At 39.7% G+C, this 25,538-nt stretch carries 19 protein-coding genes and 4 pseudogenes; all 23 read left to right on the top strand.

What is annotated here, in order from left to right; translation table 11 throughout:
• Positions 1 to 84 precede the first annotated feature (84 nt).
• The 23 genes and pseudogenes from tsf (at position 85) to Q5794_RS21265 (ending at position 25,401) form a co-directional block, all read left to right on the top strand.
• Positions 85 to 966 carry a translation elongation factor Ts gene (tsf, locus tag Q5794_RS21375; protein ID WP_013058849.1) on the top strand — a complete coding sequence of 294 codons (882 nt, stop codon included), beginning with the start codon at positions 85 to 87 and terminating at the stop codon, positions 964 to 966.
• 76 nt (positions 967 to 1,042) lie between these two features.
• The gene (gene pyrH / locus Q5794_RS21370) at positions 1,043 to 1,765 is read left to right on the top strand and encodes a UMP kinase (RefSeq protein ID WP_013058848.1); all 723 of its coding nucleotides are present in this window, start codon (positions 1,043 to 1,045) and stop codon (positions 1,763 to 1,765) included.
• A gap of 2 nt (positions 1,766 to 1,767) precedes the next feature.
• On the top strand, positions 1,768 to 2,325 hold the full coding sequence (frr, locus tag Q5794_RS21365; protein WP_013058847.1) for a ribosome recycling factor: 558 nt from the start codon (positions 1,768 to 1,770) through the stop codon (positions 2,323 to 2,325).
• 134 nt (positions 2,326 to 2,459) lie between these two features.
• On the top strand, positions 2,460 to 3,242 hold the full coding sequence (locus Q5794_RS21360; RefSeq protein WP_214984425.1) for an isoprenyl transferase: 783 nt from the start codon (positions 2,460 to 2,462) through the stop codon (positions 3,240 to 3,242).
• 18 nt (positions 3,243 to 3,260) lie between these two features.
• Positions 3,261 to 4,052, top strand: coding sequence for a phosphatidate cytidylyltransferase (locus Q5794_RS21355; protein WP_214984426.1), 792 nt, complete (start codon positions 3,261 to 3,263; stop codon positions 4,050 to 4,052).
• A gap of 35 nt (positions 4,053 to 4,087) precedes the next feature.
• Positions 4,088 to 5,236, top strand: a complete 1,149-nt coding sequence (gene dxr, locus Q5794_RS21350; protein WP_268574925.1) for a 1-deoxy-D-xylulose-5-phosphate reductoisomerase — start codon at positions 4,088 to 4,090, stop codon at positions 5,234 to 5,236.
• A gap of 78 nt (positions 5,237 to 5,314) precedes the next feature.
• Positions 5,315 to 6,574, top strand: a complete 1,260-nt coding sequence (rseP, locus tag Q5794_RS21345) for an RIP metalloprotease RseP (protein ID WP_025750292.1) — start codon at positions 5,315 to 5,317, stop codon at positions 6,572 to 6,574.
• A 105-nt stretch (positions 6,575 to 6,679) separates the two neighbouring features.
• A complete protein-coding gene (locus Q5794_RS21340) occupies positions 6,680 to 8,377 on the top strand; it encodes a proline--tRNA ligase (protein WP_214984428.1) in 1,698 nt (565 codons plus the stop codon).
• Between the two features lie 118 nt (positions 8,378 to 8,495).
• Positions 8,496 to 12,805, top strand: a pseudogene (locus Q5794_RS21335) (PolC-type DNA polymerase III).
• A gap of 364 nt (positions 12,806 to 13,169) precedes the next feature.
• A pseudogene (gene rimP, locus Q5794_RS21330) lies at positions 13,170 to 13,641 on the top strand (ribosome maturation factor RimP).
• A 37-nt stretch (positions 13,642 to 13,678) separates the two neighbouring features.
• The gene (gene nusA, locus Q5794_RS21325; RefSeq protein ID WP_013058839.1) at positions 13,679 to 14,791 is read left to right on the top strand and encodes a transcription termination factor NusA; all 1,113 of its coding nucleotides are present in this window, start codon (positions 13,679 to 13,681) and stop codon (positions 14,789 to 14,791) included.
• A 38-nt stretch (positions 14,792 to 14,829) separates the two neighbouring features.
• Entirely contained in the window at positions 14,830 to 15,087 is a 258-nt protein-coding gene (gene rnpM, locus Q5794_RS21320) for an RNase P modulator RnpM (RefSeq protein WP_014458469.1), read from the top strand.
• Positions 15,087 to 15,386, top strand: coding sequence for a YlxQ family RNA-binding protein (locus tag Q5794_RS21315; protein WP_013058837.1), 300 nt, complete (start codon positions 15,087 to 15,089; stop codon positions 15,384 to 15,386). The genes rnpM and Q5794_RS21315 overlap by 1 nt, the downstream gene beginning before the upstream one ends.
• Positions 15,387 to 15,408: 22 nt before the next feature.
• Positions 15,409 to 17,277 (top strand): annotated as a pseudogene (infB, locus tag Q5794_RS21310) (translation initiation factor IF-2); the annotation flags it as partial.
• Complete coding sequence (locus tag Q5794_RS21305; RefSeq protein ID WP_013058835.1) at positions 17,274 to 17,552, top strand: DUF503 domain-containing protein; 279 nt, start codon at positions 17,274 to 17,276, stop codon at positions 17,550 to 17,552. The pseudogene infB and the gene Q5794_RS21305, both read left to right, overlap by 4 nt.
• A gap of 14 nt (positions 17,553 to 17,566) precedes the next feature.
• Positions 17,567 to 17,932: a 30S ribosome-binding factor RbfA gene (gene rbfA / locus Q5794_RS21300; RefSeq protein ID WP_013058834.1), complete on the top strand. Its 366-nt coding sequence runs from the start codon at positions 17,567 to 17,569 to the stop codon at positions 17,930 to 17,932.
• A gap of 92 nt (positions 17,933 to 18,024) precedes the next feature.
• Positions 18,025 to 18,942, top strand: coding sequence for a tRNA pseudouridine(55) synthase TruB (truB, locus tag Q5794_RS21295; protein ID WP_033579797.1), 918 nt, complete (start codon positions 18,025 to 18,027; stop codon positions 18,940 to 18,942).
• Between the two features lie 16 nt (positions 18,943 to 18,958).
• Positions 18,959 to 19,926, top strand: a pseudogene (ribF, locus tag Q5794_RS21290) (bifunctional riboflavin kinase/FAD synthetase).
• A 149-nt stretch (positions 19,927 to 20,075) separates the two neighbouring features.
• Positions 20,076 to 20,345, top strand: a complete 270-nt coding sequence (gene rpsO, locus Q5794_RS21285) for a 30S ribosomal protein S15 (RefSeq protein WP_013058831.1) — start codon at positions 20,076 to 20,078, stop codon at positions 20,343 to 20,345.
• Between the two features lie 168 nt (positions 20,346 to 20,513).
• Positions 20,514 to 22,640: a polyribonucleotide nucleotidyltransferase gene (gene pnp / locus Q5794_RS21280; RefSeq protein WP_214984431.1), complete on the top strand. Its 2,127-nt coding sequence runs from the start codon at positions 20,514 to 20,516 to the stop codon at positions 22,638 to 22,640.
• A gap of 142 nt (positions 22,641 to 22,782) precedes the next feature.
• Positions 22,783 to 23,763 (top strand): polysaccharide deacetylase family protein, encoded by a 981-nt coding sequence (locus Q5794_RS21275; protein WP_214984432.1) that lies wholly within the window; start codon positions 22,783 to 22,785, stop codon positions 23,761 to 23,763.
• 28 nt (positions 23,764 to 23,791) lie between these two features.
• Positions 23,792 to 25,036: a pitrilysin family protein gene (locus tag Q5794_RS21270; protein WP_028411394.1), complete on the top strand. Its 1,245-nt coding sequence runs from the start codon at positions 23,792 to 23,794 to the stop codon at positions 25,034 to 25,036.
• A gap of 98 nt (positions 25,037 to 25,134) precedes the next feature.
• Complete coding sequence (locus Q5794_RS21265) at positions 25,135 to 25,401, top strand: YlmC/YmxH family sporulation protein (protein ID WP_016765372.1); 267 nt, start codon at positions 25,135 to 25,137, stop codon at positions 25,399 to 25,401.
• The last annotated feature ends 137 nt before the right edge of the window (positions 25,402 to 25,538 follow it).

The raw sequence follows: 25,538 nt of genomic DNA, 5'->3' as shown, positions 1-25,538 counted from the left end.
AATAGCCTTTTATCACCTTTTTTTGAAAAGATTTAACCCATTTATATACATTAATTACATACCCAAACAAGGAGGCTACACATTATGGCAATTACTGCTCAAATGGTAAAAGAACTACGTGAAAAAACTGGCGCTGGTATGATGGATTGTAAAAAAGCGTTAACTGAAACTAACGGTGATATGGAGCAAGCAATCGATTTCTTACGTGAAAAAGGTATTGCAAAAGCTGCTAAAAAATCAGACCGTATTGCTGCTGAAGGTCTAACTTACATCGAAACTCAAGGTAACGAAGCTGTTATCCTAGAAGTTAACTCTGAAACTGATTTCGTTGCGAAAAACGAAGGTTTCCAAAAATTAACAAAAGAATTAGCTGCTCACATCTTAGCTAACAAACCAGCTGACGCTGCAGAAGCTGCTACTCAAAAAATGGAAAACGGTGCAACTGTTGAAGAACACATCAACTCTGCAATCGCTACAATCGGAGAAAAATTATCTCTACGTCGTTTCGCTGTAGCAACAAAAACTGATGCTGATGCATTCGGTGCTTACCTACATGCTGGCGGACGTATCGGTGTGTTAACAGTATTATCTGGTACAACTGAAGAAGCTGTTGCAAAAGACGTTGCTATGCACATCGCTGCAATCAACCCTAAATACATCTCTCGTGACCAAGTTTCTGCTGAAGAAACTGAGCGTGAGCGCGAAGTATTAACTCAACAAGCATTAAACGAAGGCAAACCAGAAAAAATCGTTGCAAAAATGGTTGAAGGTCGCCTTGGCAAATTCTTCGAAGATATTTGCTTACTAGATCAAACATTTGTTAAAAATCCTGATCAAAAAGTACGTCAGTTCGTTGAGAGCAAAGGCGCTACTGTTGAAAGCTTCGTTCGTTTTGAAGTAGGAGAAGGTATTGAGAAACGTCAAGACAACTTCGCTGAAGAAGTAATGAACCAAGTTAAAAAGTAAGGGTTTGACCGTATAGGGAACACTGTGTGTTCCCTTTTTTACAAAAGAGATCTCACCGTTAACGATGGAGGTAAGCATGAGTCAAGCAAAATATAATCGTATCGTATTAAAGTTAAGTGGAGAAGCATTAGCTGGTGAAGAGGGGTTTGGTATTAACCCATCCATCATCAAATCTGTTGCTGAACAAGTAAAAGCCGTTTATGAATTAGGTGTGGAAATTGCTGTAGTCGTTGGTGGTGGAAACATTTGGCGTGGTAAAATTGGCAGTGAAATGGGTATGGATCGTGCCGCTGCTGATTATATGGGAATGCTAGCAACAGTAATGAACTCTTTGGCTCTTCAAGATAGCTTAGAGAACATTGGTGTGCAAACACGAGTTCAGACTTCTATCGAGATGAGACAAGTAGCAGAGCCTTATATTAGAAGAAAAGCTGTTCGTCATCTTGAGAAAAAACGCGTTGTTATTTTCGCCGCGGGTACAGGAAACCCTTATTTCTCTACAGATACAACAGCAGCTTTGCGTGCAGCTGAAATCGAAGCTGACGTTATCTTAATGGCTAAAAACAACGTCGATGGCGTTTATAATGCAGATCCTAAGCTTGTACCTGATGCTGTAAAATACGAAACATTAACGTATATTGATGTTTTAAAAGATGGACTAGCTGTTATGGATTCTACAGCTTCTTCATTATGTATGGACAATGATATTCCGCTAATTGTTTTTTCAATTACGGAAGAAGGCAATATTAAACGTGCCGTTACAGGCGAAAACATTGGAACAATTGTAAAGGGGAAATAAACATGCCAAAACAAGTGTTGCAAAACGCAAAAGAAAGAATGGAAAAAGCAATTCAATCATTTAGCCGCGAACTAGCATCAATTCGTGCTGGACGTGCAAGCGCGTCACTTCTTGACCGTGTAACGGTAGAATATTACGGTGCACCAACACCAATTAACCAATTGGCGCAAGTAAGCGTGCCTGAAGCTCGTATGCTTGTTATTCAGCCTTATGACAAATCACAAATTGGTGAAGTTGAAAAAGCTATTTTAAAATCTGACTTAGGGTTAACACCTACAAGCGATGGAACTATTATCCGTTTATCGATTCCTGCTTTAACGGAAGAACGTCGTCGTGAGTTAGTGAAAATGGTGAAAAAATATGCTGAAGAAGCAAAAGTTGCGGTTCGTAACGTACGCCGTGATGCAAACGATGATTTCAAAAAGTTAGAGAAAAAAGGTGAAATTACTGAAGACGATTTACGCGGCTACAGTGATGACATTCAAAAACTAACAGATGACCATATCGTAAAAGTGGATAAAGTGGCAAAAGATAAAGAAGAAGAAATTATGGCAGTTTAAGTCATTTCAAGGTAAAATATATTGTAAAAGACCCTCTATTGTTTACAGGGGGTTTTTTTGTTAATAATGTGTAGTAAGAAAAAACTCACATAAGCCACGCGTTTATGTGAGAGCGTACAACGGGGGACCTTTGCATGTTAAGAAAATTTCAAGCATGGAAGAAAAGTCAAGATTTAAATACACTGTCTTTGTCAGAACGAAAAGATCAAGTGAAACAGCACCCTGTTCCTGAACATATTGCAATTATTATGGATGGGAACGGTCGTTGGGCGCAAAAACGAGCTCTTCCTCGCATGATGGGCCATCATGAAGGAATGAAGGTAGTGCGTCATGTGACCAGATTGGCCAATGAATTAGGTGTTAAAGTATTAACTTTATATGCATTTTCTACTGAAAATTGGAAGCGCCCCAAAACTGAAGTCGAGTTTTTAATGAAATTGCCAGAGGAATTTTTAACAACCTTTCTGCCTGAGCTAATTGAAAAAAATGTGCAAGTTCGTATTATGGGGGATAAAAGTGAGCTCCCTGCCCATACGATTCGAGCCGTGGATAACGCAATTGAAAAAACAAAGCATAACACAGGGCTGATTTTAAACTTCGCGCTCAATTACGGTAGCCGTCACGAAATCATGGGTGCTATTCAGTCATTGGTAGAAGATGTAGAACAGGGAAAGATAGCTTCCTCTTCTATTTCAGAAAATTTATTTTCTTCCTATTTAATGAGCAAAAGCCTTCCAGATCCGGATTTGCTTATTCGTACAAGCGGTGAGCTTCGCTTAAGTAATTTTATGCTTTGGCAGCTAGCTTACACAGAGTTTTGGTTTACAGAAGTATTATGGCCAGATTTTAAAGAAAATCATTTAATCGAAGCAGTCGAGGCGTTTCAAAAGCGCGGTCGCCGCTTTGGTGGTGTATAAGAAGGTGTGGAAAACAAGATGAAACAGCGCATTATCACCGCGATTGTAGCACTTGCGGTATTTGTGCCGATTGTTTTAATTGGAGGGTTACCTTTTACCCTTATCATGTATGTAATCGGAACAGTTGGTGTAATTGAGCTTTTAAAAATGAAACATTTGAAAGCAATGTCTTTTCCAAGTATCATTAGTTTATTGCTAACCTGGGTGTTTTTACTACCAAATGGAAGAGATGTTGCATTTCAATTCTTAAGTGAACATAAGATAGAAGTAGCGCTTGCTGCTGTCCTTCTTTTATTAATGTACACGGTTGTAGTTAAAAATAAATTCACCTTCGATGACGTTGGGTTTATTTTATTAACGACAGTATATGTTGGCTTTGGCTTTCATTATTTTATCGAGGTTCGTCAAGAGTTCGGGTTAGTTTATTTGTTCTTTGCTTTTCTTATTATTTGGGCGACGGATTCCGGAGCTTATTTTATTGGACGAGCAATGGGAAAACGAAAGCTATGGCCGGAAATCAGTCCCAATAAAACAATTGAAGGTTTTGTTGGTGGCGTCGTATGCGCTATTATAGTAGCCATTGTATTTAAGCTTTTAGCAAATATTGATCAAACTATGAGCGAACTACTTGTAATTGGTATTATCGTATCGTTATTTGGACAGATGGGTGATCTTGTACAATCAGCGTTCAAACGTCACTATGGCGTAAAAGATTCAGGAAAGATTTTACCGGGTCATGGTGGGATTTTAGACCGTTTTGACAGTTTAATGTTCATCATGCCAATTTTAGCTTTTTTATTATCTCTATAAAAAAGATGTCTTTGTTTTAATAGGAGTGAATATACTTGAAGAAAATTTCCTTGTTAGGAGCTACAGGTTCAATCGGTACTCAAACCGTTGATATTGTTCGAGCGCATCCGGAGCATTTTGAGCTCTCAGCAATCTCTGTAGGTCGAAATATTAATGAAGCAAGAAAGATTATTCAGCAGTGTAAGCCAGCCCTTGTTTCTGTGATGAAGAAAGAAGATTGTCTGTCACTGCAAGCAGAATTCCCTTCTATTCGATTTGTTTATGGAGAAGAAGGGCTTGTGGAAGTGGCAACTCATCCATACACAGAAGTTTTAGTAAATGCTGTTCTTGGAAGTGTAGGGTTGACTCCTACGCTAGAAGCAATCAAAATGAGAAAAACGATTGCTATTGCAAATAAGGAGACACTTGTTACCGCTGGTCACCTTGTCATGGAAGCAGCCAAGGAATATGGCGCTGATATTTTACCGGTAGACAGTGAGCACTCAGCTATTTTTCAAAGTTTGCAAGGGCAAGATCAAAAAGCAATAGACCGTTTAATTTTAACGGCTTCTGGAGGGAGCTTTCGAGATAAGACGAGAGCAGAACTACAGGAAGTAACGGTTGAAGATGCATTAAATCATCCAAACTGGTCAATGGGAGCTAAAATTACAATTGATTCGGCAACGATGATGAATAAGGGACTAGAAGTGATTGAAGCACATTGGCTTTTTGATCTTCCCTATGAGAAAATTGATGTATTGTTACATAAGGAAAGCATCATTCATTCTATGGTAGAGTATTCTGATACAAGCGTTATTGCTCAGCTTGGAACGCCTGATATGCGCGTGCCAATTCAATACGCATTAACCTATCCAAAACGCATGTCTTTGCCCAACACCAAGCGTTTAAGTTTGGCGGACATTGGCCAGCTTCACTTCGCTAAAATGGATGAAGAGCGTTTTCGCTGTTTAGCTTTTGCATTTGAGGCTGGCAAAGCGGGTGGAACACTTCCGACTGTTTTAAATGCAGCTAATGAAGAAGCTGTTCAAGCCTTTCTAGATGGTCACATTACATTTTTACAAATTGAAGATGTGATTGAAAAAGCAATGAATGAACATACTGTAATACAGAAACCTTGTTTATCTACTATTAAAGAAGTAGATTTAGAAGCAAGAGAGTTTGTTAGATCCGCCATCTCTCGATAATGTGCGTGCGAGAGAAGCCACTCATTTATTTCTGGTGGGTGGAGGTTTGACTCTATTACATGAAGGGGGTAATACCCATTGAACACAGTCATTGCGTTTGTCGTCATTTTTGGAGCTCTTGTATTCTTTCATGAGCTTGGTCATTTAGTTTTTGCAAAGCGTGCAGGCATCTTATGCCGTGAGTTTGCCATTGGGTTTGGTCCCAAAATCTTTTCATTTAAACGAGATGAAACAGTTTATACCATTCGCTTGCTGCCTCTAGGTGGATTTGTTCGAATGGCTGGAGAAGACCCAGAAATGATCGAAGTTAAGCCTGGTCAAATGGTGGGCCTCATGTTTGATAAGGAAGGCAAAGTAAATAAAGTCATTATTAACAACAAGGAACAGCATCCAAATGCAAAAGTTATTGAGGTAGAGCAAGCAGACTTAGAGCATAATCTATTTATTTCAGGTTATGAAGAAGGTGAAGATGAACGTCTGCAAAAATTCGAGGTAGCAGAAGAATCTTACTTCGTTATGGACGGAGAAGAAATTCAAATTGCACCTTACAGCCGTCAGTTTGCTTCCAAAACTCTTGGTCAGCGTGCGCTAGCCATTTTCGCTGGTCCGCTAATGAACTTTATATTAGCCTTTGTTATTTTTATCGTTCTTGGGATTTCTCAAGGATATGTTGTTGACAAACCCGTGATGGGCAAATTAACATCAGATGGAGTAGCCGTTGATGCGGGACTTAAACAAGGAGATAAAGTTCAAGCAATTGATGGACAAAGTGTTTCAACGTGGGATGATGTCGTAAAAGTAATTCAAAAACATCCTGAACAGCAAATTACATTCACGGTTCAGCGCGGCGGCAAAACGCTAGATATTCCAATTACACCTGAAAGTCGCAAAGTTGGGGAACAGACAATTGGACTAATTGGCGTATATGCACCGGTTGAAAAGTCATTCATTGGTTCGATCACGCACGGAGCTACTGAAACATATACGTGGATGAAAGAAATCTTAACGGGTCTAGGGAAGCTTGTGACAGGACAGTTCAAACTGGATATGCTTTCTGGTCCTGTAGGTATTTACGCAGCAACCGATCAAGTAGCACAGTCAGGCATTTATTATTTAATGAAATGGGCAGCCGTTTTAAGTATTAACTTAGGGATTGTCAATTTGCTTCCACTTCCTGCTTTAGATGGAGGACGACTATTGTTCTTCGCTGTAGAAGGAATTCGCGGTAAGCCAATTGATCGTCAAAAAGAAGGCATTGTTCATTTTATCGGTTTTGCTTTATTAATGCTGCTGATGCTCGTTGTAACGTGGAACGATATTCAAAAGTTCTTTTTATAAGACATACGCTCAGCGAGGGATATTCCCTCGCTGATTATATGAAAATTGCGGCATGGTCCGCCTTAAAAAAATAAGATAGAGAAGTAAGCAAAGAGGTGCGAGGTTATGAGACAAAGTTCTACATTGATTCCTACATTAAGAGAAGTGCCAGCTGATGCGGATATAAAAAGCCATCAGCTTCTATTGCGCGCAGGTTATATGCGCCAAAATGCAAGCGGCGTGTACAGCTTTTTACCGCTTGGTAAGCGCGTATTGCAAAAAGTTGAACAAATTGTTCGTGAAGAGATGGACCGTGCAGGTTCTGTCGAATTATTGATGCCTGCTTTACAACAAGCTGAATTGTGGCAAGAGTCTGGTCGCTGGTATTCATATGGACCTGAGTTAATGCGTATGAAAGATCGTCACGGCCGTGAATTTGCTTTGGGAGCAACACACGAAGAAGTTATCACAAGCTTGCTTCGTGACGAAGTGAAGTCATACAAACGCTTACCGCTGAATTTATATCAAATTCAAACGAAGTTCCGCGATGAAAAACGTCCACGCTTTGGCTTATTACGCGGTCGTGAATTTATTATGAAAGATGCATATTCGTTTCATGCTTCTCAAGAAAGTTTAGATGAAGTATATGACAAAATGTTTGATGCCTACAGCCGCATCTTTGAGCGCTGTGGATTAAATTTCCGTGCGGTTATCGCTGATTCAGGTGCAATGGGCGGAAAAGATACGCATGAATTTATGGTTCTTTCTGAAATCGGGGAAGATACAATTGCTTATTCAGATACATCTTCTTATGCAGCAAATGTTGAAATGGCACCGGTTGTAAATACGTATGAAAAATCAGGTGAAGCTGAAAAAGAATTAACAAAGGTAGAAACACCAAATCAGCATAGCATTGAAGACGTAGCTTCTTTCTTAAATGTTGAAGCGACTTCTTGTATCAAGTCCCTTTTATTTAAAGTAGATGATCGTTTTGTGCTTGTACTTGTTCGCGGGGATCACGAAGTAAACGATATTAAAGTGAAAAACTATTTTGAAGCTTCCGTTGTTGAACTGGCAACTCCAGAAGAAACAAAAGAAGTATTAAAATGCGCAGTTGGTTCAGTAGGACCGATTGGAGTAAGTGATTCAGTAGAAGTGGTAGCTGATCATGCTGTAAAAGCAATTGCTAACGGTGTATGCGGAGCAAATGAAGAAGGTTATCACTACACAAATGTGAATGAACGTAACTTTAATGCAACTTACGAAGATTTCCGCTTCATCCAAGAAGGGGATCAGTCACCGGATGGACAAGGCGTTATTAAGTTCGCTAAAGGTATTGAAGTCGGACACGTCTTTAAGCTAGGAACTCGCTACAGTGAAGCGATGGGAGCAACGTATCTAGATGAGAACGGACGCAGCCAGCCAATGATTATGGGCTGCTATGGTATCGGTGTTTCTCGTACGGTAGCTGCGATTGCAGAACAATTTAATGATGAGAACGGTCTTCTATGGCCAGAAGCTGTTACGCCTTATCAAGTGCACGTTATTCCAGTTAACGTGAAAAATGATGAACAGCGTGAACTAGGTGAGAAATTATATAATGAGTTATTAGATAATCGCTTTGAAGTGCTGTTAGATGACCGCCAAGAGCGTGCAGGAGTAAAATTTGCAGATTCAGATTTAATTGGTCTTCCTGTTCGAGTAACAGTTGGTAAACGTGCATCTGAAGGAATTGTAGAAGTGAAAGTACGCAAAACCGGGGAATCATTAGAAGTGTCAGTTGACAATCTTGTTTCAACAGTGAAAGAACTGCTAGCGAAGTAATGAAGCAGCGGGGATTTGTATCCCTGCTGTTTTTATGTTTATAAACAGAACATATGACAGAATAGAAGTCATTTATGTTAAAATAGATTGCACTCATTTATAAAAGGAGGCAGAAAACTTGGAAGCACAAACGCTAGGAAAAAAAGAGCGTTTTAAGTTGCTGCTGCAGCAGTTAGAGCTGACGAGTGATCAAATTGTTCCTTACTTTGAAAACGCAGCGATTGAAAAGCTCGTCATTCAGAAAGAACAAAAAAAATGGCATTTCCATTTTTCTTTAGAAGGGTTATTACCTTTTGAGATTTATGAGTTATTCCATGCTCGCATGTCTTCAGCTTTTTCTCATATTGCGAGTGTTTCTTTTTCTATTCAAACCGTTAATAAAGAATGTACGGAAGAGCATGTACAGTCATATTGGAAGCATTGTATTGGAGAAATGCAGGGCATATCTCCCCTTTTACAGTCGCTTTTACAAGATCAAATGCCGAGATTGAACGGTGCCAAATTGATTGTGAACGCACGCCATGATGCAGAAGGAACGGCTTTACGTAAAAAGTATAGTCAGTTAATTGCTGATCAGTATGCGTCCTATGGATTTCCGAACCTTCAGCTAATAACGGAAGTTGTACATTCAGAAGAAGCATTTCAGCAGTTTGTAGAGCAACGAAAACAAGAAGATACAGAAAAGGTATTACAAGCCATCACAGAAATGCAAAATAAAGAAAATGAAAAAAGTGATGGACCAGACCTACCAAAAGGTCCGCTTACAATTGGATATACGATTAAAGACGAGACGGTTCGCCTGGATTCCATTGTGGATGAAGAAAAGCGAATTGCCGTTGAAGGATACGTATTTGATGCAGAAACGAGAGAATTACGAAGCGGACGTACGCTTCTTATTTTTAAAGTGACAGATTATACAAACTCTATTATGGTTAAAATGTTTTCGCGTGACAAAGAAGATATTCCTTTACTTCAAGCTATTAAAAAAGGAATGTGGGTAAAGGTTCGCGGAAGTGTACAAAACGATACATTTGTCCGTGATCTAGTTATGATTGGAAATGATGTTAACGAGATTACTGGTCCCGCTAGACAAGATACAGCGCCTGAAGATGAAAAGCGTGTGGAACTTCACTTGCATACGCCAATGAGTCAAATGGATGCCGTTTCGTCTGTTGGAGCTTTAGTCGGACAAGCAAAAAAATGGGGACATCCGGCTGTAGCGATAACTGATCACGCGGTTGCACAGTCGTTTCCTGAAGCGTATGGAGCTGGGAAAAAGAACGGCATTAAAATACTGTACGGAGTGGAAGTCAATTTAGTAGACGACGGCGTGCCGATTGCCTATAATCCGCAGCATGTGGATTTGACAGAAGCAACTTACGTAGTATTTGACGTCGAAACAACCGGTTTGTCAGCCGTGTACGATACCATTATTGAACTTGCTGCCGTGAAGATGAAAGAAGGCGAAATCATCGATCGATTTGAACGGTTTGCAAATCCTCATCATCCTCTGTCTGCAACAACAATTGAGCTGACGGGTATTACAGATGATATGGTCCAAAATGCGCCTGAAATCTCAGAAGTACTTCGGGATTTTCACGAGTGGATGGGCGACAGTATTTTAGTCGCTCATAATGCAAGCTTTGATATGGGATTTTTAAATATGGGACTGCAAAAAATCGGATTAGAAAAAGCAGCTAACGGCGTTATTGATACGCTTGAACTCGGAAGATTTTTGTATCCGCATATGAAAAACCATCGTTTAAATACTCTTGCTAAAAAGTTTGATATTGAACTTGTGCAGCATCACCGCGCGATTTATGATGCGGAAACAACCGGCTATTTGTTAAATAAAATGCTGAAAGATGCATTTGAACGCGAAATTACGATGCACGATCGCTTAAATGATTATATGGGAGAAGGGAATGCCTATCAGCGGGCCCGTCCTTATCATGCGACGCTTTTAGCACAAAACGACGTAGGTTTAAAAAATCTATTTAAACTCGTTTCGATTTCTCATTTAAATTACTTTTATCGAGTTCCCCGAATTCCAAGATCTCAGCTCGACAAATATCGAGAAGGCATCTTGATTGGAACCGCATGTGACCGGGGCGAAGTATTCGAAGGCATGATGCAAAAAGGAATTGATGAAGTAGAAGGAGCAGCTGAATTTTATGATTACATCGAAGTACAGCCTCCTGACAATTACAAGCACTTAATTGAACTGGATTTAGTGCGAGATGAGAAAGCCTTAAAAGATATTATCAGCAATATTGTGAAGCTTGGTGAAAAGATTGGAAAGCCGGTTGTAGCAACAGGAAATGTTCACTATCTCAATCCGGAAGACAAAATTTACCGAAAAATTCTAATTGGTTCACAAGGTGGAGCTAACCCGCTAAATCGTCATCAGCTGCCGGATGTTCATTTTAGATCAACGGATGAGATGCTGAATTGTTTTTCATTTCTAGATGGAGACAAAGCGAAAGAAATTGTTGTTCATAATACGCAAAAAATAGCGGATATGATTGACGATATTAAACCGATTAAAGATGATTTATATACGCCGAAAATTGAAGGCGCAGACGAAGAAATGCGTGAAATGAGCTATGCGATGGCACGCAGCATCTATGGTGAAGAGCTGCCTGAAGTAGTGGAAGCTCGTCTAGAGAAAGAGTTGAAAAGTATTATCGGCCACGGGTTTGCCGTTATTTACTTGATCTCGCATAAACTTGTTAAAAAATCATTAAATGATGGTTACTTAGTTGGTTCGCGTGGTTCCGTAGGATCTTCATTCGTTGCGACGATGACGGAAATTACAGAAGTAAACCCACTGCCGCCGCATTATGTTTGTCCAAAATGTAAGAAATCCGAGTTTTTTAATGACGGTTCCGTTGGTTCTGGATTCGACTTGCCGGACAAAAGCTGCGATGATTGTGGCGTACCATTTATTAAAGACGGACACGATATTCCATTTGAAACGTTCTTAGGATTCAAAGGAGACAAAGTTCCCGATATCGATTTGAACTTCTCCGGAGAGTATCAGCCGCGAGCTCATAACTATACAAAAGTACTGTTTGGAGAAGATAATGTATACCGCGCGGGAACAATCGGTACAGTAGCCGAAAAAACAGCTTATGGCTATGTAAAAGGCTATGCCGGTGACCGTGATTTACATTTACGAAACGCAGAAGTGGATCGTTTAGTAGCAGGATGTACGGGCGTAAAACGTACAACCGGTCAGCATCCAGGGGGATTATCGTTGTGCCGGACTATATGGATATCTTCGATTTTTCACCGATCCAGTTTCCAGCTGACGACCGTAATTCCGAATGGAGAACAACTCATTTTGACTTCCATTCGATTCATGATAATTTATTAAAACTTGATATACTCGGACACGATGATCCGACCGTGATTCGAATGCTTCAAGATTTAAGTGGAATTGATCCAAAAACGATTCCGACGGATGATCCTGAAGTGATGAAAATTTTTAGCGGAACGGAATCACTTGGCGTAACTGAAGAGCAAATTATGTGTAAAACAGGAACGCTTGGCATACCTGAATTTGGAACACGCTTTGTGCGTCAAATGTTAGAAGATACGAAGCCAACGACGTTTTCAGAGCTTGTTCAAATCTCGGGACTGTCGCACGGGACGGACGTATGGCTTGGTAATGCGCAGGAGCTAATTCGCAATGATATTTGCAACTTAAGTGAAGTAATCGGCTGTCGTGATGACATCATGGTTTATCTGATCTATCAAGGTCTTGAACCTTCACTTGCCTTTAAAATTATGGAGTCTGTACGTAAAGGGAAAGGGCTAACACCTGAATTTGAAGAGGAAATGATCAAAAATGGTGTTCCGGACTGGTATATTGATTCTTGTAAAAAGATTAAGTATATGTTCCCTAAAGCCCATGCGGCTGCTTATGTATTGATGGCCGTGCGTATTGCTTATTTCAAAGTGCACCACGCGCTTCTTTATTACGCAGCATACTTTACGGTTCGTGCAGATGACTTTGATATTGATACGATGATCAAAGGCTCAACTGCCATTCGAGCGAAGATGGAAGAAATCAATGCCAAAGGTTTAGATGCATCTCCTAAAGAGAAAAACTTATTAACGGTGCTTGAGCTTTCTTTAGAAATGTGCGAACGAGGCTATTCATTTAAAAAAGTAGATTTATATGAATCTAGCGCAGACGAATTTTTAATTGATGGCACGTCTTTAGTTCCACCGTTTAATGCCATTCCCGGTCTTGGCACAAATGCAGCGCTTAACATTGTAAAAGCTCGTGAAACGGGAGAGTTTTTATCGAAAGAAGACTTGCAGCAGCGAGGCAAAGTATCGAAGACGATTTTAGAGTATCTAGACAACCATGGATGCCTTGAATCATTACCTGATCAGAACCAGCTTTCTCTTTTCTAACATTTGCATAAAATAAGCGGTTATGATATAGTAATTGTGGAAATGCTAAGGATACGGACGAGAAAGAGTGGGGAAACCCGCTCTTTCTTATTGATATGAACTTACTGACATAGTAAGTAGTATGGAGAACGAATCGGCTTCTAGCATGATTCGTTTTTTCTGTAGATTTTCAATCACCATGATTGATTTATTATGTGACGTTTTAAATCCTGCAACACAAATGACAACATTTCCACTCTAGTAGGTTAGACCTCTTATAGAGTGCAAAATAAAAATAGCAAATAAACCACTCTTTTTTGATATAAGAGACATAAAAAACGCGTAACCTAAACATACCATGCAATGTCTCGAAGGGAGGATTAGAATGAGTAAAAATGTAAAACAAACAGTGGAAGAAATGGTTTCCCCTATCTTAGAGGAAATGAATTTAGAGCTTGTTGAAATTGAATACGTAAAAGAAGGAAAAGATTGGTTTTTACGTGTGTTTATCGACTCTGATACCGGTGTGGATATCGAAGACTGCGGAGCAGTAAGTGAAAAAATTGAGTGAGAAAATGGATGCAGTAGATCCAATCCCTCATAACTATTTTTTAGAAGTATCATCGCCTGGTGCGGAACGCCCATTAAAAAAAGATAAAGATTTTGAACGTGCAATTGGTAAGCATGTATACATAAAAACATATGAACCAATTGAAGGTGCAAAAGAATTTGAAGGCGAATTACAATCATTTGACGGAGAAACTGTCACATTATCTATTCGTATCAAAACACGCACAAAAACGGTGGTTTTACCATATGACAAAGTCGCTTTTGCTCGATTAGCGATTGTATTTTAATGTGTAGGGGCCAATATTAAAGGGGGATTATCCAACGATGAGCAGTGAGTTATTTGATGCCTTAGTCATTCTTGAAAAAGAGAAAGGCATTAGCAAAGATGTAATTATTGAAGCAATTGAAGCAGCGCTAATTTCTGCTTACAAACGCAACTTTAACCAAGCGCAAAACGTACGCGTTGATTTAAATTTAGAAAGAGGTTCAATGCGCGTGTTTGCTCGCAAAGATGTGGTTGATGAAGTATATGATCCACGTCTGGAAATTTCGGTTGAAGAAGCACAAACAATCAACCCTAACTTCCAGCTAGACGATGTGGTTGAAATCGAAGTAACGCCAAAAGACTTTGGACGCATCGCGGCTCAAACAGCAAAACAAGTTGTTACACAGCGTGTTCGTGAGGCGGAACGAGGCGTTATCTATTCAGAGTTCAGCGATCGCGAAGAAGATATTATGACAGGTATTGTTCAGCGTCAAGATTCTCGCTTCATCTATGTGAGCCTTGGCAAAATTGAAGCATTGCTTCCTCAAAGCGAGCAAATGCCAAATGAGCAGTATAAACCTCATGATCGTATTAAAGTGTATATTACGAAAGTGGAAAAAACAACAAAAGGCCCACAAATCTATGTTTCACGTACGCACCCAGGTCTTTTAAAACGTCTTTTTGAAAAAGAAGTACCGGAAATCTATGACGGTACAGTTGAATTAAAATCAGTAGCTCGCGAAGCTGGAGACCGTTCAAAAATCTCTGTTCATTCTGAGTATGCTGAAGTAGATCCGGTCGGTTCTTGTGTTGGGCCAAAAGGTCAGCGCGTACAGGCTGTTGTAAATGAACTAAAAGGTGAAAAAATTGACATCGTTCGCTGGTCAAATGATCCAGTTGAATTTGTTGCCAATGCTTTAAGTCCATCTAAGGTAGTAGATGTGATTGTAGATGAAAATGAAAAAGCAACAACTGTTATCGTTCCTGACTATCAGCTGTCACTTGCAATTGGTAAACGTGGACAAAATGCACGTCTAGCTGCTAAGCTGACAGGCTGGAAAATTGATATTAAAAGTCAATCAGAAGCTGAACAAGAAGGTATGGTTGTAAAAAACAGCGATGATATGCTAGTAAGTCAACATGCATTTGATTCAGATGAAGATATGGAATAAGAGGTGAGCCAAGGTGAACAATCGTAAAAAAAGTCCCGATGCGAAAATGTGTGGCCACTGGAGAAATGAAGCCTAAAAAAGAGCTAGTACGTGTTGTACGCTCAAAAGAAGGCGACGTTTCAGTTGATGTAACGGGTAAAAAGTCCGGGCGCGGAGCTTATGTAAGCAAGGATAAAGAAGCAATTTTATTGGCAAAAAAGAAAAATGTGCTTTCGACACATTTAGGCGCGTCAATAGATGAAGCGGTTTATGAAGAGTTGCTAGCGCTTGTAGAAAAGGAGAAACAGTCACGCTAATGAATGAACAATGGATCTCCTTTTTAGGGCTTGCAAACCGTGCACGCAAATTGATTTCTGGAGAAGAACTTGTGGTTAGAGAAGTTCGGAAACAAAAAGCAAAGTTAGTACTTTTAGCAAGCGATGCTTCTGAAAACACAAAGAAAAAAGTAACGGATAAATGTTCTTACTACAATGTTTCGGTTAAAATCGTTCCCGATCGCTACACGCTAGGTCAAGCGATTGGTAAAGATGCTCGAGTTGTGGTAGCCGTGATGGACGAGGGATTTGCTAAAAAGCTAGCAACGATGCTCGGTTAATTTTATGGGGGTGAAAGTATTGAATAAAAATACAAAATCAACAGCTAACAAAGGAAACAATAAAGGTAACAAAAAGCCACAGGCACAAAAGTCGCAGGCACCAAAAGGTAGACCAGCTCCAGCAGCTGCAAAAGAGTTACCGGAAAAAGTAACGTTTGTCGGAAGCTTAACGGTTTCTGAGTTAGCAAAAGAATTAGGCAAAGAGCCTTCTGAAATTATTAAAAAACTATTTATGCTTGGTGTAATGGCAACAATTAACCAAGAGTTAGATAAAGATTCTATCGAACTAATTGCTGGAGAATACGGTGTAGAAGTTGAAGAAGAAGTAGTGGTAGATGACACTGCTTTTGAATCATTAGAAATTATTGATGACGAAAAAGACCTTCAAGTGCGTCCTCCAGTTGTTACAATCATGGGTCACGTTGACCACGGTAAAACGACGCTTCTTGACTCTATCCGTAATACAAAAGTAACGGCTGCAGAAGCAGGCGGCATCACGCAGCATATCGGTGCTTATCAAGTTGTGGTTGACGAAAAGAAAATTACATTCCTTGATACACCAGGGCATGCTGCATTTACAACGATGCGTGCTCGCGGTGCGCAAGTAACGGATATTACAATCCTTGTTGTTGCAGCAGACGATGGTGTAATGCCTCAAACAATTGAAGCGATTAACCATGCAAAAGCGGCAGAAGTGCCAATTATTGTTGCGGTTAACAAAATGGATAAAGAAGCAGCAAATCCAGATCGCGTTATGCAAGAACTAATGGAGCACGGCCTTGTAGCTGAAGAGTGGGGCGGAGAAACAATCTTCTGTAAGCTTTCAGCCATTTCAGGTGAAGGTATCGATCAATTGCTTGAAATGATTTTACTTGTAAGTGAAGTAGAAGAGTTAAAAGCAAATCCTAACCGTCGTGCAGCAGGTACAGTTGTAGAAGCACAGCTAGATAAAGGCCGTGGGTCTGTAGCAACGCTTCTTGTTCAAACTGGTACACTACGCGTAGGTGATCCAATCGTGGTCGGAAATACGTTTGGCCGCGTTCGCGCAATGGTAAATGATATCGGCCGCCGTGTGAAGGAAGTAGGACCATCTACTCCGGTTGAGATTACTGGCTTAAACGAAGTTCCGTTAGCTGGAGATCGTTTCTTAGTGTTTGAAGATGAGAAAACAGCTCGTCAAATCGGAGAAGCTCGTGCTCAAAAGCAGCTTGAACAACAGCGCGGTGAAAAATCCCGCGTAAGCTTAGATGATTTATTTGAAAAAATTAAACAAGGTGAAATGAAAGACTTAAACCTTATCGTAAAAGCAGACGTACAAGGTTCTGTAGAAGCATTGGCTGCTGCTCTTCAAAAGATTGATGTAGAGGGTGTAAATGTTCGTATTATCCATACGGGTGTAGGTGCGATTACAGAATCTGATATCATTCTTGCAACTGCTTCTAACGCAATCGTTATCGGCTTTAACGTGCGTCCGGATGCTGGAGCAAAACGTACAGCTGACGTAGAAAACGTAGATATTCGTCTTCACCGCATTATTTATAAAGTAATTGAAGAAATTGAATCTGCGATGAAAGGAATGCTTGATCCTGAGTTTGCTGAAAAAATCATCGGTCAAGTGGAAGTACGTCAAACATTCAAAGTATCAAAAGTTGGTACAATCGCAGGAAGTTACGTAACAGACGGTAAAATTACACGTAACAGTGGAATTCGTTTAATCCGTGACGGAATTGTTATCTTTGAAGGTGAAGTAGATGTGCTAAAACGCTTTAAAGACGATGCAAAAGAAGTCGCTCAAGGATATGAGTGTGGTATTACAATTAAAAACTTCAATGATATTAAAGAAGGAGATATTATTGAAGCATATGTAATGGAGCAAATTGATCCTAAATGATTGGACTAGTGGAGTGTGAATGCTTAATTTACGATGCTGCTTCTCTTAAAGAAAAACGTGCCGTGCTTCAGCGCATCTTGATGCGCTTGAAGCAGCGGTTTAACGTATCAGTTTCAGAAACTGATTTTCAAGATGTGTGGCAACGAACAAAAATTAGCATTGTCGCAGTCTCATCTAGCCGTGTCACAACGGAACAAGAACTGCAAAAAGCGCTAAGCTTGATTGATTCTTTTCCAGAGATTGAACGTACCATTACAACTTTTGATTGGTTATAAAAGGGGTGACACAGATGAACATAAGAGCAACTAGAGTCGGAGAACAAATGAAAAAAGAGATGGGCGAGATTTTAAATCGTAAAATCAAGGATCCGCGCATCGGTTTTGTGACTGTAACAGATGTTCAAGTATCAGGCGATTTACAGCAAGCGAAAGTTTATATCTCTGTTTTAGGAGATGCTGAACAGCGTGAGAATACGTTAAAAGGCCTTGCGAAAGCAAAAGGATTTATCCGTTCAGAAATCGGTCAGCGCATTCGCTTACGTAAAACACCTGAAATTACGTTTGAGTTTGATGAATCAATTGATTATGGTAATCGAATTGAATCATTGCTTCATGAAATTAAAAAAGAAAGCGATGACCATCAAGAGAACGAATAAGATCAGTGAATGTAGAAACAAAAAAGGGTGTCTCAAAAGTGGTTTTTGCTTCTGAGACACCCTTTTTTAAATGAAAAGGAGATGAAGAATGAGTGGACGGTGTTTTAGTTTTACATAAACCAGCTGGCCTGACTTCGCACGACTGTGTGTTTAAAGTCCGAAAGCTGCTTCGCACTAAAAAAGTAGGGCATACAGGCACATTAGACCCAGACGTTACAGGGGTATTGCCTATTTGTATCGGTAGAGCTACCAAAATTGTAGAGTATCTAACAGGAGCTACTAAAACCTATGAAGGGGAAGTTACACTCGGATTTTCTACAACAACAGAAGATTCTTCCGGAGAGGTTGTAGAAGAAAAGAAAGTAGCGGATTCTTTTTCACGTGCTCAAATCGAAGAAGTGCTGTCTTCGATGACAGGAGAACTTCAGCAAGTGCCTCCGATGTACTCCGCGGTAAAAGTCAAAGGTAAAAAGCTATATGAATATGCAAGGCAAGGAATCGAAGTAGAGCGACCTGTTAGAACCATTCATATTTATAACTTTGAACTGCTGGATGATCGCGCTACATTTGAGGGAGAACAAATTTCCTTCAAATTCCGCGTAACGTGCAGCAAAGGTACATATGTGCGAACGCTTGCTGTGATGATTGGAGAAGCTCTTGGCTATCCGTCTCATATGTCGTATTTGCAGCGAACGGGTTCAGGGCAGTTTTCACTGGAAGATTGTGTGACATTTGAAGATATTGAACGGGCGGTAGAAGAAGAAACGATCAATGAGAAACTGCATTCGATCGAAGAAGCTCTTAATCATTTGCCGAAACTTCAAATTAGTGATACATTAGCAGAGAAAGTGAAAAATGGCGCGGTATTGCCGTGCACAGAAGATGAAGAGTTAAAAAAGGAACCATTCTTTTTAATGATAAATTCTGCAGGCAAGTGCTTGGCAATTTATGCTCAGCACCCAACAAAAAAACATTTAATGAAGCCGGTTAAAGTGTTGGCAATCGACTAGACCGGTTAGGGAAAAGGTGAACTGTGTTTTGGAAACGATTGAAATTCGACATCCACACCACTTTCAACGAGAAGCTGTTCAACAATCAGTGTTAGCGCTTGGTTATTTCGATGGTGTGCATTTAGGGCATCAGCAAGTGATAAATTCAGCAAAACAGTTAGCGGATGAAAAAGGCATAGCTAGTGCTGTGATGACGTTTACTCCTCACCCTTCTGTGGTGCTCGGGCGCAACGTACAGCACATTGATATGATCACACCACTTCAAGAAAAAAGAAACTCATTGAGGAAATGGGAATTGACTTTTTATATATCGTTCATTTTGATAAACAGTTTGCAGCACTATTGCCTCAAGAGTTTGTTGATCAGTATATTATTGGCCTGAATGTGCAGCATGTGGTAGCTGGATTTGACTATACGTATGGAAAGTTAGGTAAAGGAACAATGGAAATACTACCATTTCATTCTCGATCAAAATTCACTCAAACAACAATTGATAAGTTAACAAATGGCGAAGAAAAAATTAGTTCAACGCTTATTCGCGAAAATTTAGCAAATGGCGACATGCATCGAGTAAAAGAGCTGCTTGGGCGCTATTATGAAGTGTCAGGCACAGTAACTCATGGAGAAAAGCGAGGCAGGCAAATAGGTTTTCCAACTGCTAACATCGCTTTAGACGATGAGTATTTACTTCCGCGCATCGGCGTGTATGCTGTTGAGCTTCAGCTCCACGACAAGTGGTATGCAGGAGTATGTAACGTGGGCTATAAGCCGACTTTTCACGATAATTTAGAAAAGCCAACAATCGAAGTCCACTTATTATCATTTGACGAACAAATCTACGATCAGCACGTAACGGTGAAATGGCACCGAATGATTCGGTCAGAAAAAAAGTTCAGCGGCATCGAAGAGCTTGTCGGTCAGATCTCAAAGGACAAGGAAGAAGCCCTTGCTTATTTTGAAGGAATTCAAAAGCATAAGAAATAAAAAAATATATATAAATAGCTGCTACGACTTGCTTTTTGCTTCAATAAGTAGTAACATAACACTTGTATGTAAAACAACCATTGCTTGGCATTACGATTCACCAACGTTTTGCTCGGTAACTGGGGTTTAATAATAAGGAGGTGAATAGGATGGCTATCACACAAGAGCGTAAAAATGAAATCATTAGTGAGTACAAAACTCATGCGAACGACACTGGTTCTCCAGAAGTTCAAATCGCTGTCCTAACAGAGCAAATTAACAATCTAAACGGTCACTTACGTACTCATAAAAAGGATCACCATTCACGTCGTGGTCTTTTAAAAATGGTAGGTCGACGTCGTAACTTACTTAACTACCTACGTAACAAAGACGTTACTCGTTATCGTGAGTTAATCAACAAACTTGGTTTACGTCGATAATAAGAAGAAAGCGGGAGCATTCCCGCTTTTTTAGTATGTACATTTAAGAAACATTAAAGATGCTACATAATGTGAAAAAAGCTATTGTTTTTGGATATTTCGTTTATAATAAAACTATCACATTTGATTACATACATATTTTATATGTAGAGAGGGGTACTCGTCGATATGGAACAAGAAAAACGAGTGTTCTCCGTAGATCTAGCTGGACGAAAGCTAGAAGTTGAAGTTGGCCAGTTGGCAAAACAAGCAAATGGCGCAGCATTAATCCGCTATGGAGACACAGTTGTATTAAGTACAGCAACGGCTTCAAAAGAGCCTAAAAATGTAGATTTCTTCCCGTTAACAGTAAACTATGAAGAGCGTTTATATGCAGTCGGTAAAATCCCAGGTGGATTCATTAAGCGCGAAGGCAGACCAAGTGAAAAAGCAATCTTGGCTAGCCGTTTAATCGACCGTCCGATTCGTCCATTATTCGCAGATGGTTTCCGAAACGAAGTTCAAGTTGTCAGCGTTGTAATGAGCGTAGATCAAAACTGTTCTTCAGAAATCGCGGCAATGTTCGGTTCTTCATTAGCATTATCAGTATCTGATATTCCATTTGAAGGTCCTATTGCAGGCGTAATCGTAGGCCGTGTAGACAACGAATTTGTTGTAAACCCAACGGTAGATGAACTTGAAAAAAGCGATATTCATCTGACGGTTGCTGGTACAAAAGACGCGATCAACATGGTTGAAGCAGGCGCTGATGAAGTACCGGAAGAAGTAATGTTAGAAGCAATTATGTTTGGACACGAGCAAATTAAAAAATTAATTGCGTTCCAAGAAGAAATTGTAGCAGCAGTAGGCAAAGAAAAAGTAGAAGTTGAGCTTTACACTGTTGATGCTGACCTTGAGCGTCAAGTTCGCGAAATTGCAGAAGGTGACATGAACCGTGCCGTTCAAGTTCAAGAAAAGCATGCGCGCGAAAATGCGATTAAAGAAGTGAAAAGCGCAGTAGCTGCAAAATTTGAAGAGCAAGATGTAGAAGAAGAAGTACTAAATCAAGTGAATGAAATTTTATCGAAGCTTGTTAAAAGTGAAGTGCGCCGCTTGATCACAGAAGAAAAAGTGCGTCCTGATGGCCGTAGCATTGACGAAATTCGTCCACTTTCTTCTGAAACAAACTTGCTTCCTCGTACACATGGATCTGGATTATTTACGCGTGGACAAACTCAAGCGCTTAGCATCTGTACATTAGGTGCACTTGGCGATGTGCAAATTTTAGATGGTTTAAGTGTAGAAGAATCTAAACGCTTCATGCATCACTATAACTTCCCTTCATTTAGTGTTGGTGAAACTAGACCGATGCGCGGACCGGGTCGTCGTGAAATTGGACATGGTGCGCTAGGTGAACGTGCACTTGAGCCGGTTATTCCGAATGAAAAAGATTTCCCTTATACAATTCGTCTTGTATCTGAAGTATTAGAGTCAAACGGTTCTACTTCGCAAGCGAGTATTTGTGCAAGTACGCTTGCAATGATGGATGCTGGGGTTCCAATTAAAGCACCTGTAGCAGGGATTGCCATGGGTCTGATCAAATCGGGTGAACACTACTCGATTCTAACGGACATTCAAGGAATGGAAGATCACCTAGGAGATATGGACTTTAAAGTAGCAGGTACAGCAAATGGCGTAACTGCGCTTCAAATGGATATTAAAATTGACGGGTTATCTCGTGAAATTTTAGACGAAGCCCTTCAACAAGCAAAAAAAGGCCGTATGCAGATCTTAAATCATATGATGTCAACGATTGCTACGCCTCGTCAAGAGCTTTCTCAATATGCGCCTAAGATCCTTACAATGGCGATTAACCCTGATAAAATTCGTGATGTTATTGGACCAAGCGGCAAGCAAATCAATAAAATCATCGAAGAAACAGGCGTTAAAATTGATATCGAACAAGATGGTACAATCTTCATTTCTTCTATTGATCAGCCGATGAATGAAAAAGCGAAGAAAATCATTGAAGATCTTGTACGTGAAGTTGAAGTCGGCCAAATGTACTTAGGAAAAGTAAAACGAATTGAAAAATTCGGTGCATTTGTAGAAATCTTCAGCGGAAAAGATGGGCTTGTTCACATTTCAGAGCTTGCAGAAGAGCGTATTGGAAAAGTAGAAGACGTTGTATCGATTGGCGACGAGATTTTAGTTAAGGTTATGGAAATTGATAAACAAGGCCGCGTTAACTTATCTCGTAAAGCAATTTTAAAAGAACAAAAAGAAAAAGAAGAAAAAGCAAAAGAAACAAAATAATTTTCTTTTACTACTATATAGATATTGTGAAATCGTCCATACATGAAGAAAATCCATGTGTAGGGCGATTTTATCGTTTGTAGATGTTTGTTCTACCTTGTCCTCTTTATACATATTTTAAATGGTAAAGGGGGAAGGATAAGTGAAGAGAACCATTGTGCAATTTACAGCATTTCTATTTTTACTGGCAATTACATATAAATCTATTTATAATCCTTTTGCTGAAGCATATATAGAAGCACTTAAATCCGATGTACAACTTGTATCAGCTCAGCATGATGCGTTATATCAAAAGATTGAAGAAAAAGCAAAAGATTATGAAAAGCCGGCAGCGAATGCACGAATCGATCCCGTTTGGAAACGGGTTCCTGGCTATAACGGCATAAAAGTTGATCTTGCTGCTTCTTATAAAAATATGAAACCTGCGGGTAAATTCGATGAAAAAAAACTAGTGTACAAACAGGTTAGACCAAAGGTTCACTTGAGTGATTTACCACAGGAACCTATCTACCGTGGACACGATGAAAAGCCTATGGTATCGTTTACAGTGAACGTAGCATGGGGGAACGAGTATTTGCCTAAAATGTTAGAAGTGCTAAAAAAGCACCATGCTAAAGCAACCTTCTTTTTAGAAGGAAAATGGGTTAAAAATAATCCAAATATGGCAAAAATGATTGTAGACGCAGGTCATGAAGTAGGAAACCACTCTTATTCTCATCCTGATATGGCCACTTTATCGGCTAGTCAAATCAATCAGCAGCTTAAAAAAACGAATGATATTATTACATCTGCTACGGGACAAAAAGTAAAATGGTTTGCTCCGCCGAGCGGCAGTTTTCGCCCCGAAGTAGTAACGCTTGCTTCTCAGTTAAAAATGAGTACCATCATGTGGACAGTTGATACAATCGATTGGCAAAAGCCAAGTTCAGAAGTGTTAATTAATCGAGTAATGAAAAAGATTCACCCAGGGGCTATTGTACTGATGCACCCGACTGAATCAACGGCCGAATCGCTTGACCAATTGTTAACCGATATTGAACGCAAAGGCCTGAAAGTTAGCGATGTGTCAACAATGCTAGATGAAGAACGAATGATGAAAATACCTTCTTCTACTAAGAAGTAAGTGAGATAAGCAAAAGGGAGGCACTAGCTTGATAAAACGATATACGTGCAAAAATGGTGTAAGAATTGTATTGGAAAATATCCCAACTGTTCGATCTGTGGCCATTGGGGTGTGGATCGGAACGGGTTCTCGAAGTGAACACCCTGAAATTAATGGTGTATCACATTTTCTTGAACATATGTTTTTTAAAGGAACAAAAACAAGATCTGCTCGTGAAATTGCAGAAAGCTTCGACCGCATTGGGGGACAAGTAAATGCATTCACTTCTAAAGAATACACGTGCTACTATGCAAAAGTATTAGACGAACACGCAGATCAAGCGCTAGATGTGCTGGCAGATATGTTCTTTAATTCTTCATTTGATGAAGAGGAATTAGCTCGTGAAAAAAATGTTGTATATGAAGAAATTAAAATGTATGAAGATACACCTGATGACATTGTACACGATTTATTAGGAAAAGCCGTATATGGCAATCATCCATTAGGCTATCCAATTTTAGGAACGGAAGATACGTTAAAAACATTTAACGGTGATTCGCTTCGTCAGTATATGGAGCAAATGTATATTCCTGAAAACATTGTTATTTCAGTAGCTGGAAACATTGATGAAAGTTTTATTCAACAGGTGGAAAACTATTTTGGTACATATACGTCAAGTCATTCCGCTCATCAATATGTTCAGCCAGAGTTCCATACAAATCATATTGCGCGCAAAAAGGAAACAGAACAAGCTCATCTTTGCCTTGGCTTTAAAGGTTTGCCAATCGGCGGAGAAGATGTATATAGCTTAATTGTATTAAATAACGTGCTTGGCGGAAGTATGAGCAGTCGTTTGTTCCAAGAAGTCCGCGAACAGCGCGGCTTGGCTTATTCAGTTTTCTCTTATCATTCTTCTTATCGAGACAGCGGTCTTGTAACGATTTATGGGGGGACGGGAAGCCATCAGCTCGACGTATTATATGATACGGTTCAAGAAACGCTTTATGATCTGAAAGACAAAGGTATTACGGATAAAGAACTTGCTAACAGCAAAGAGCAGCTGAAAGGAAACTTAATGCTGAGTCTTGAAAGTACAAATAGCCGTATGAGCAGAAACGGAAAAAATGAGTTAATGCTAGGCTATCACCGTTCATTAGATGAGATTCTAGACCTTGTTAATGCCGTGACTAAAGATAGTGTAAATGGTCTTGCGCGAGATATTTTCAAAGATGAATTTGCTCTTTCATTAATAAGCCCGAGTGGAGATTTACCTAAAGGTTTTAAAGGAAATTAAACAGTAACAGTAAGGTTGGCTAAAATAATTGAGCCAGCCTTATTTTTTTGACATTTTTTGTATGATTGTTCAATAAATTAGATGAAAGGAGGGATTCTATGAGATTAAGTGAACTGAGTGGAAAAGAAATTGTAGATGTTAAGCGAGCAGAGCGTTTGGGTATTTTAGGGCAAACAGATCTTGAAATTAATGAACATACGGGACAAATTAATGCGCTTATTATTCCATCTGTGAAGTGGTTTGGGTTTCGAAAGCAAGGAGATGAAGTGCGAGTACCGTGGGGGAATATCGAAAAAATTGGTACAGATATGGTGATTGTAAATGTCCAGCAGCTAGAAGACATAAACAATCAGTCAACAAAATAAGAAACGAGATGCTTCCTGCATCTCGTTTCTTTTATTTTCAGGGATAAAGATTCACCGATTCCTGTGTGTTTACATAGTATGTTGAAGAAAAGCAATAGGCATTCTAGGGCGTAATGATAGCACTTTACATCTCGATG

The organism is Priestia megaterium (assembly GCF_041941685.1).
GTDB lineage: Bacteria > Bacillota > Bacilli > Bacillales > Bacillaceae_H > Priestia > Priestia megaterium_C.
The sequence above is the reverse complement of the archived record's forward strand: the minus strand, read 5'-3'. Positions and strand labels throughout refer to the sequence as shown.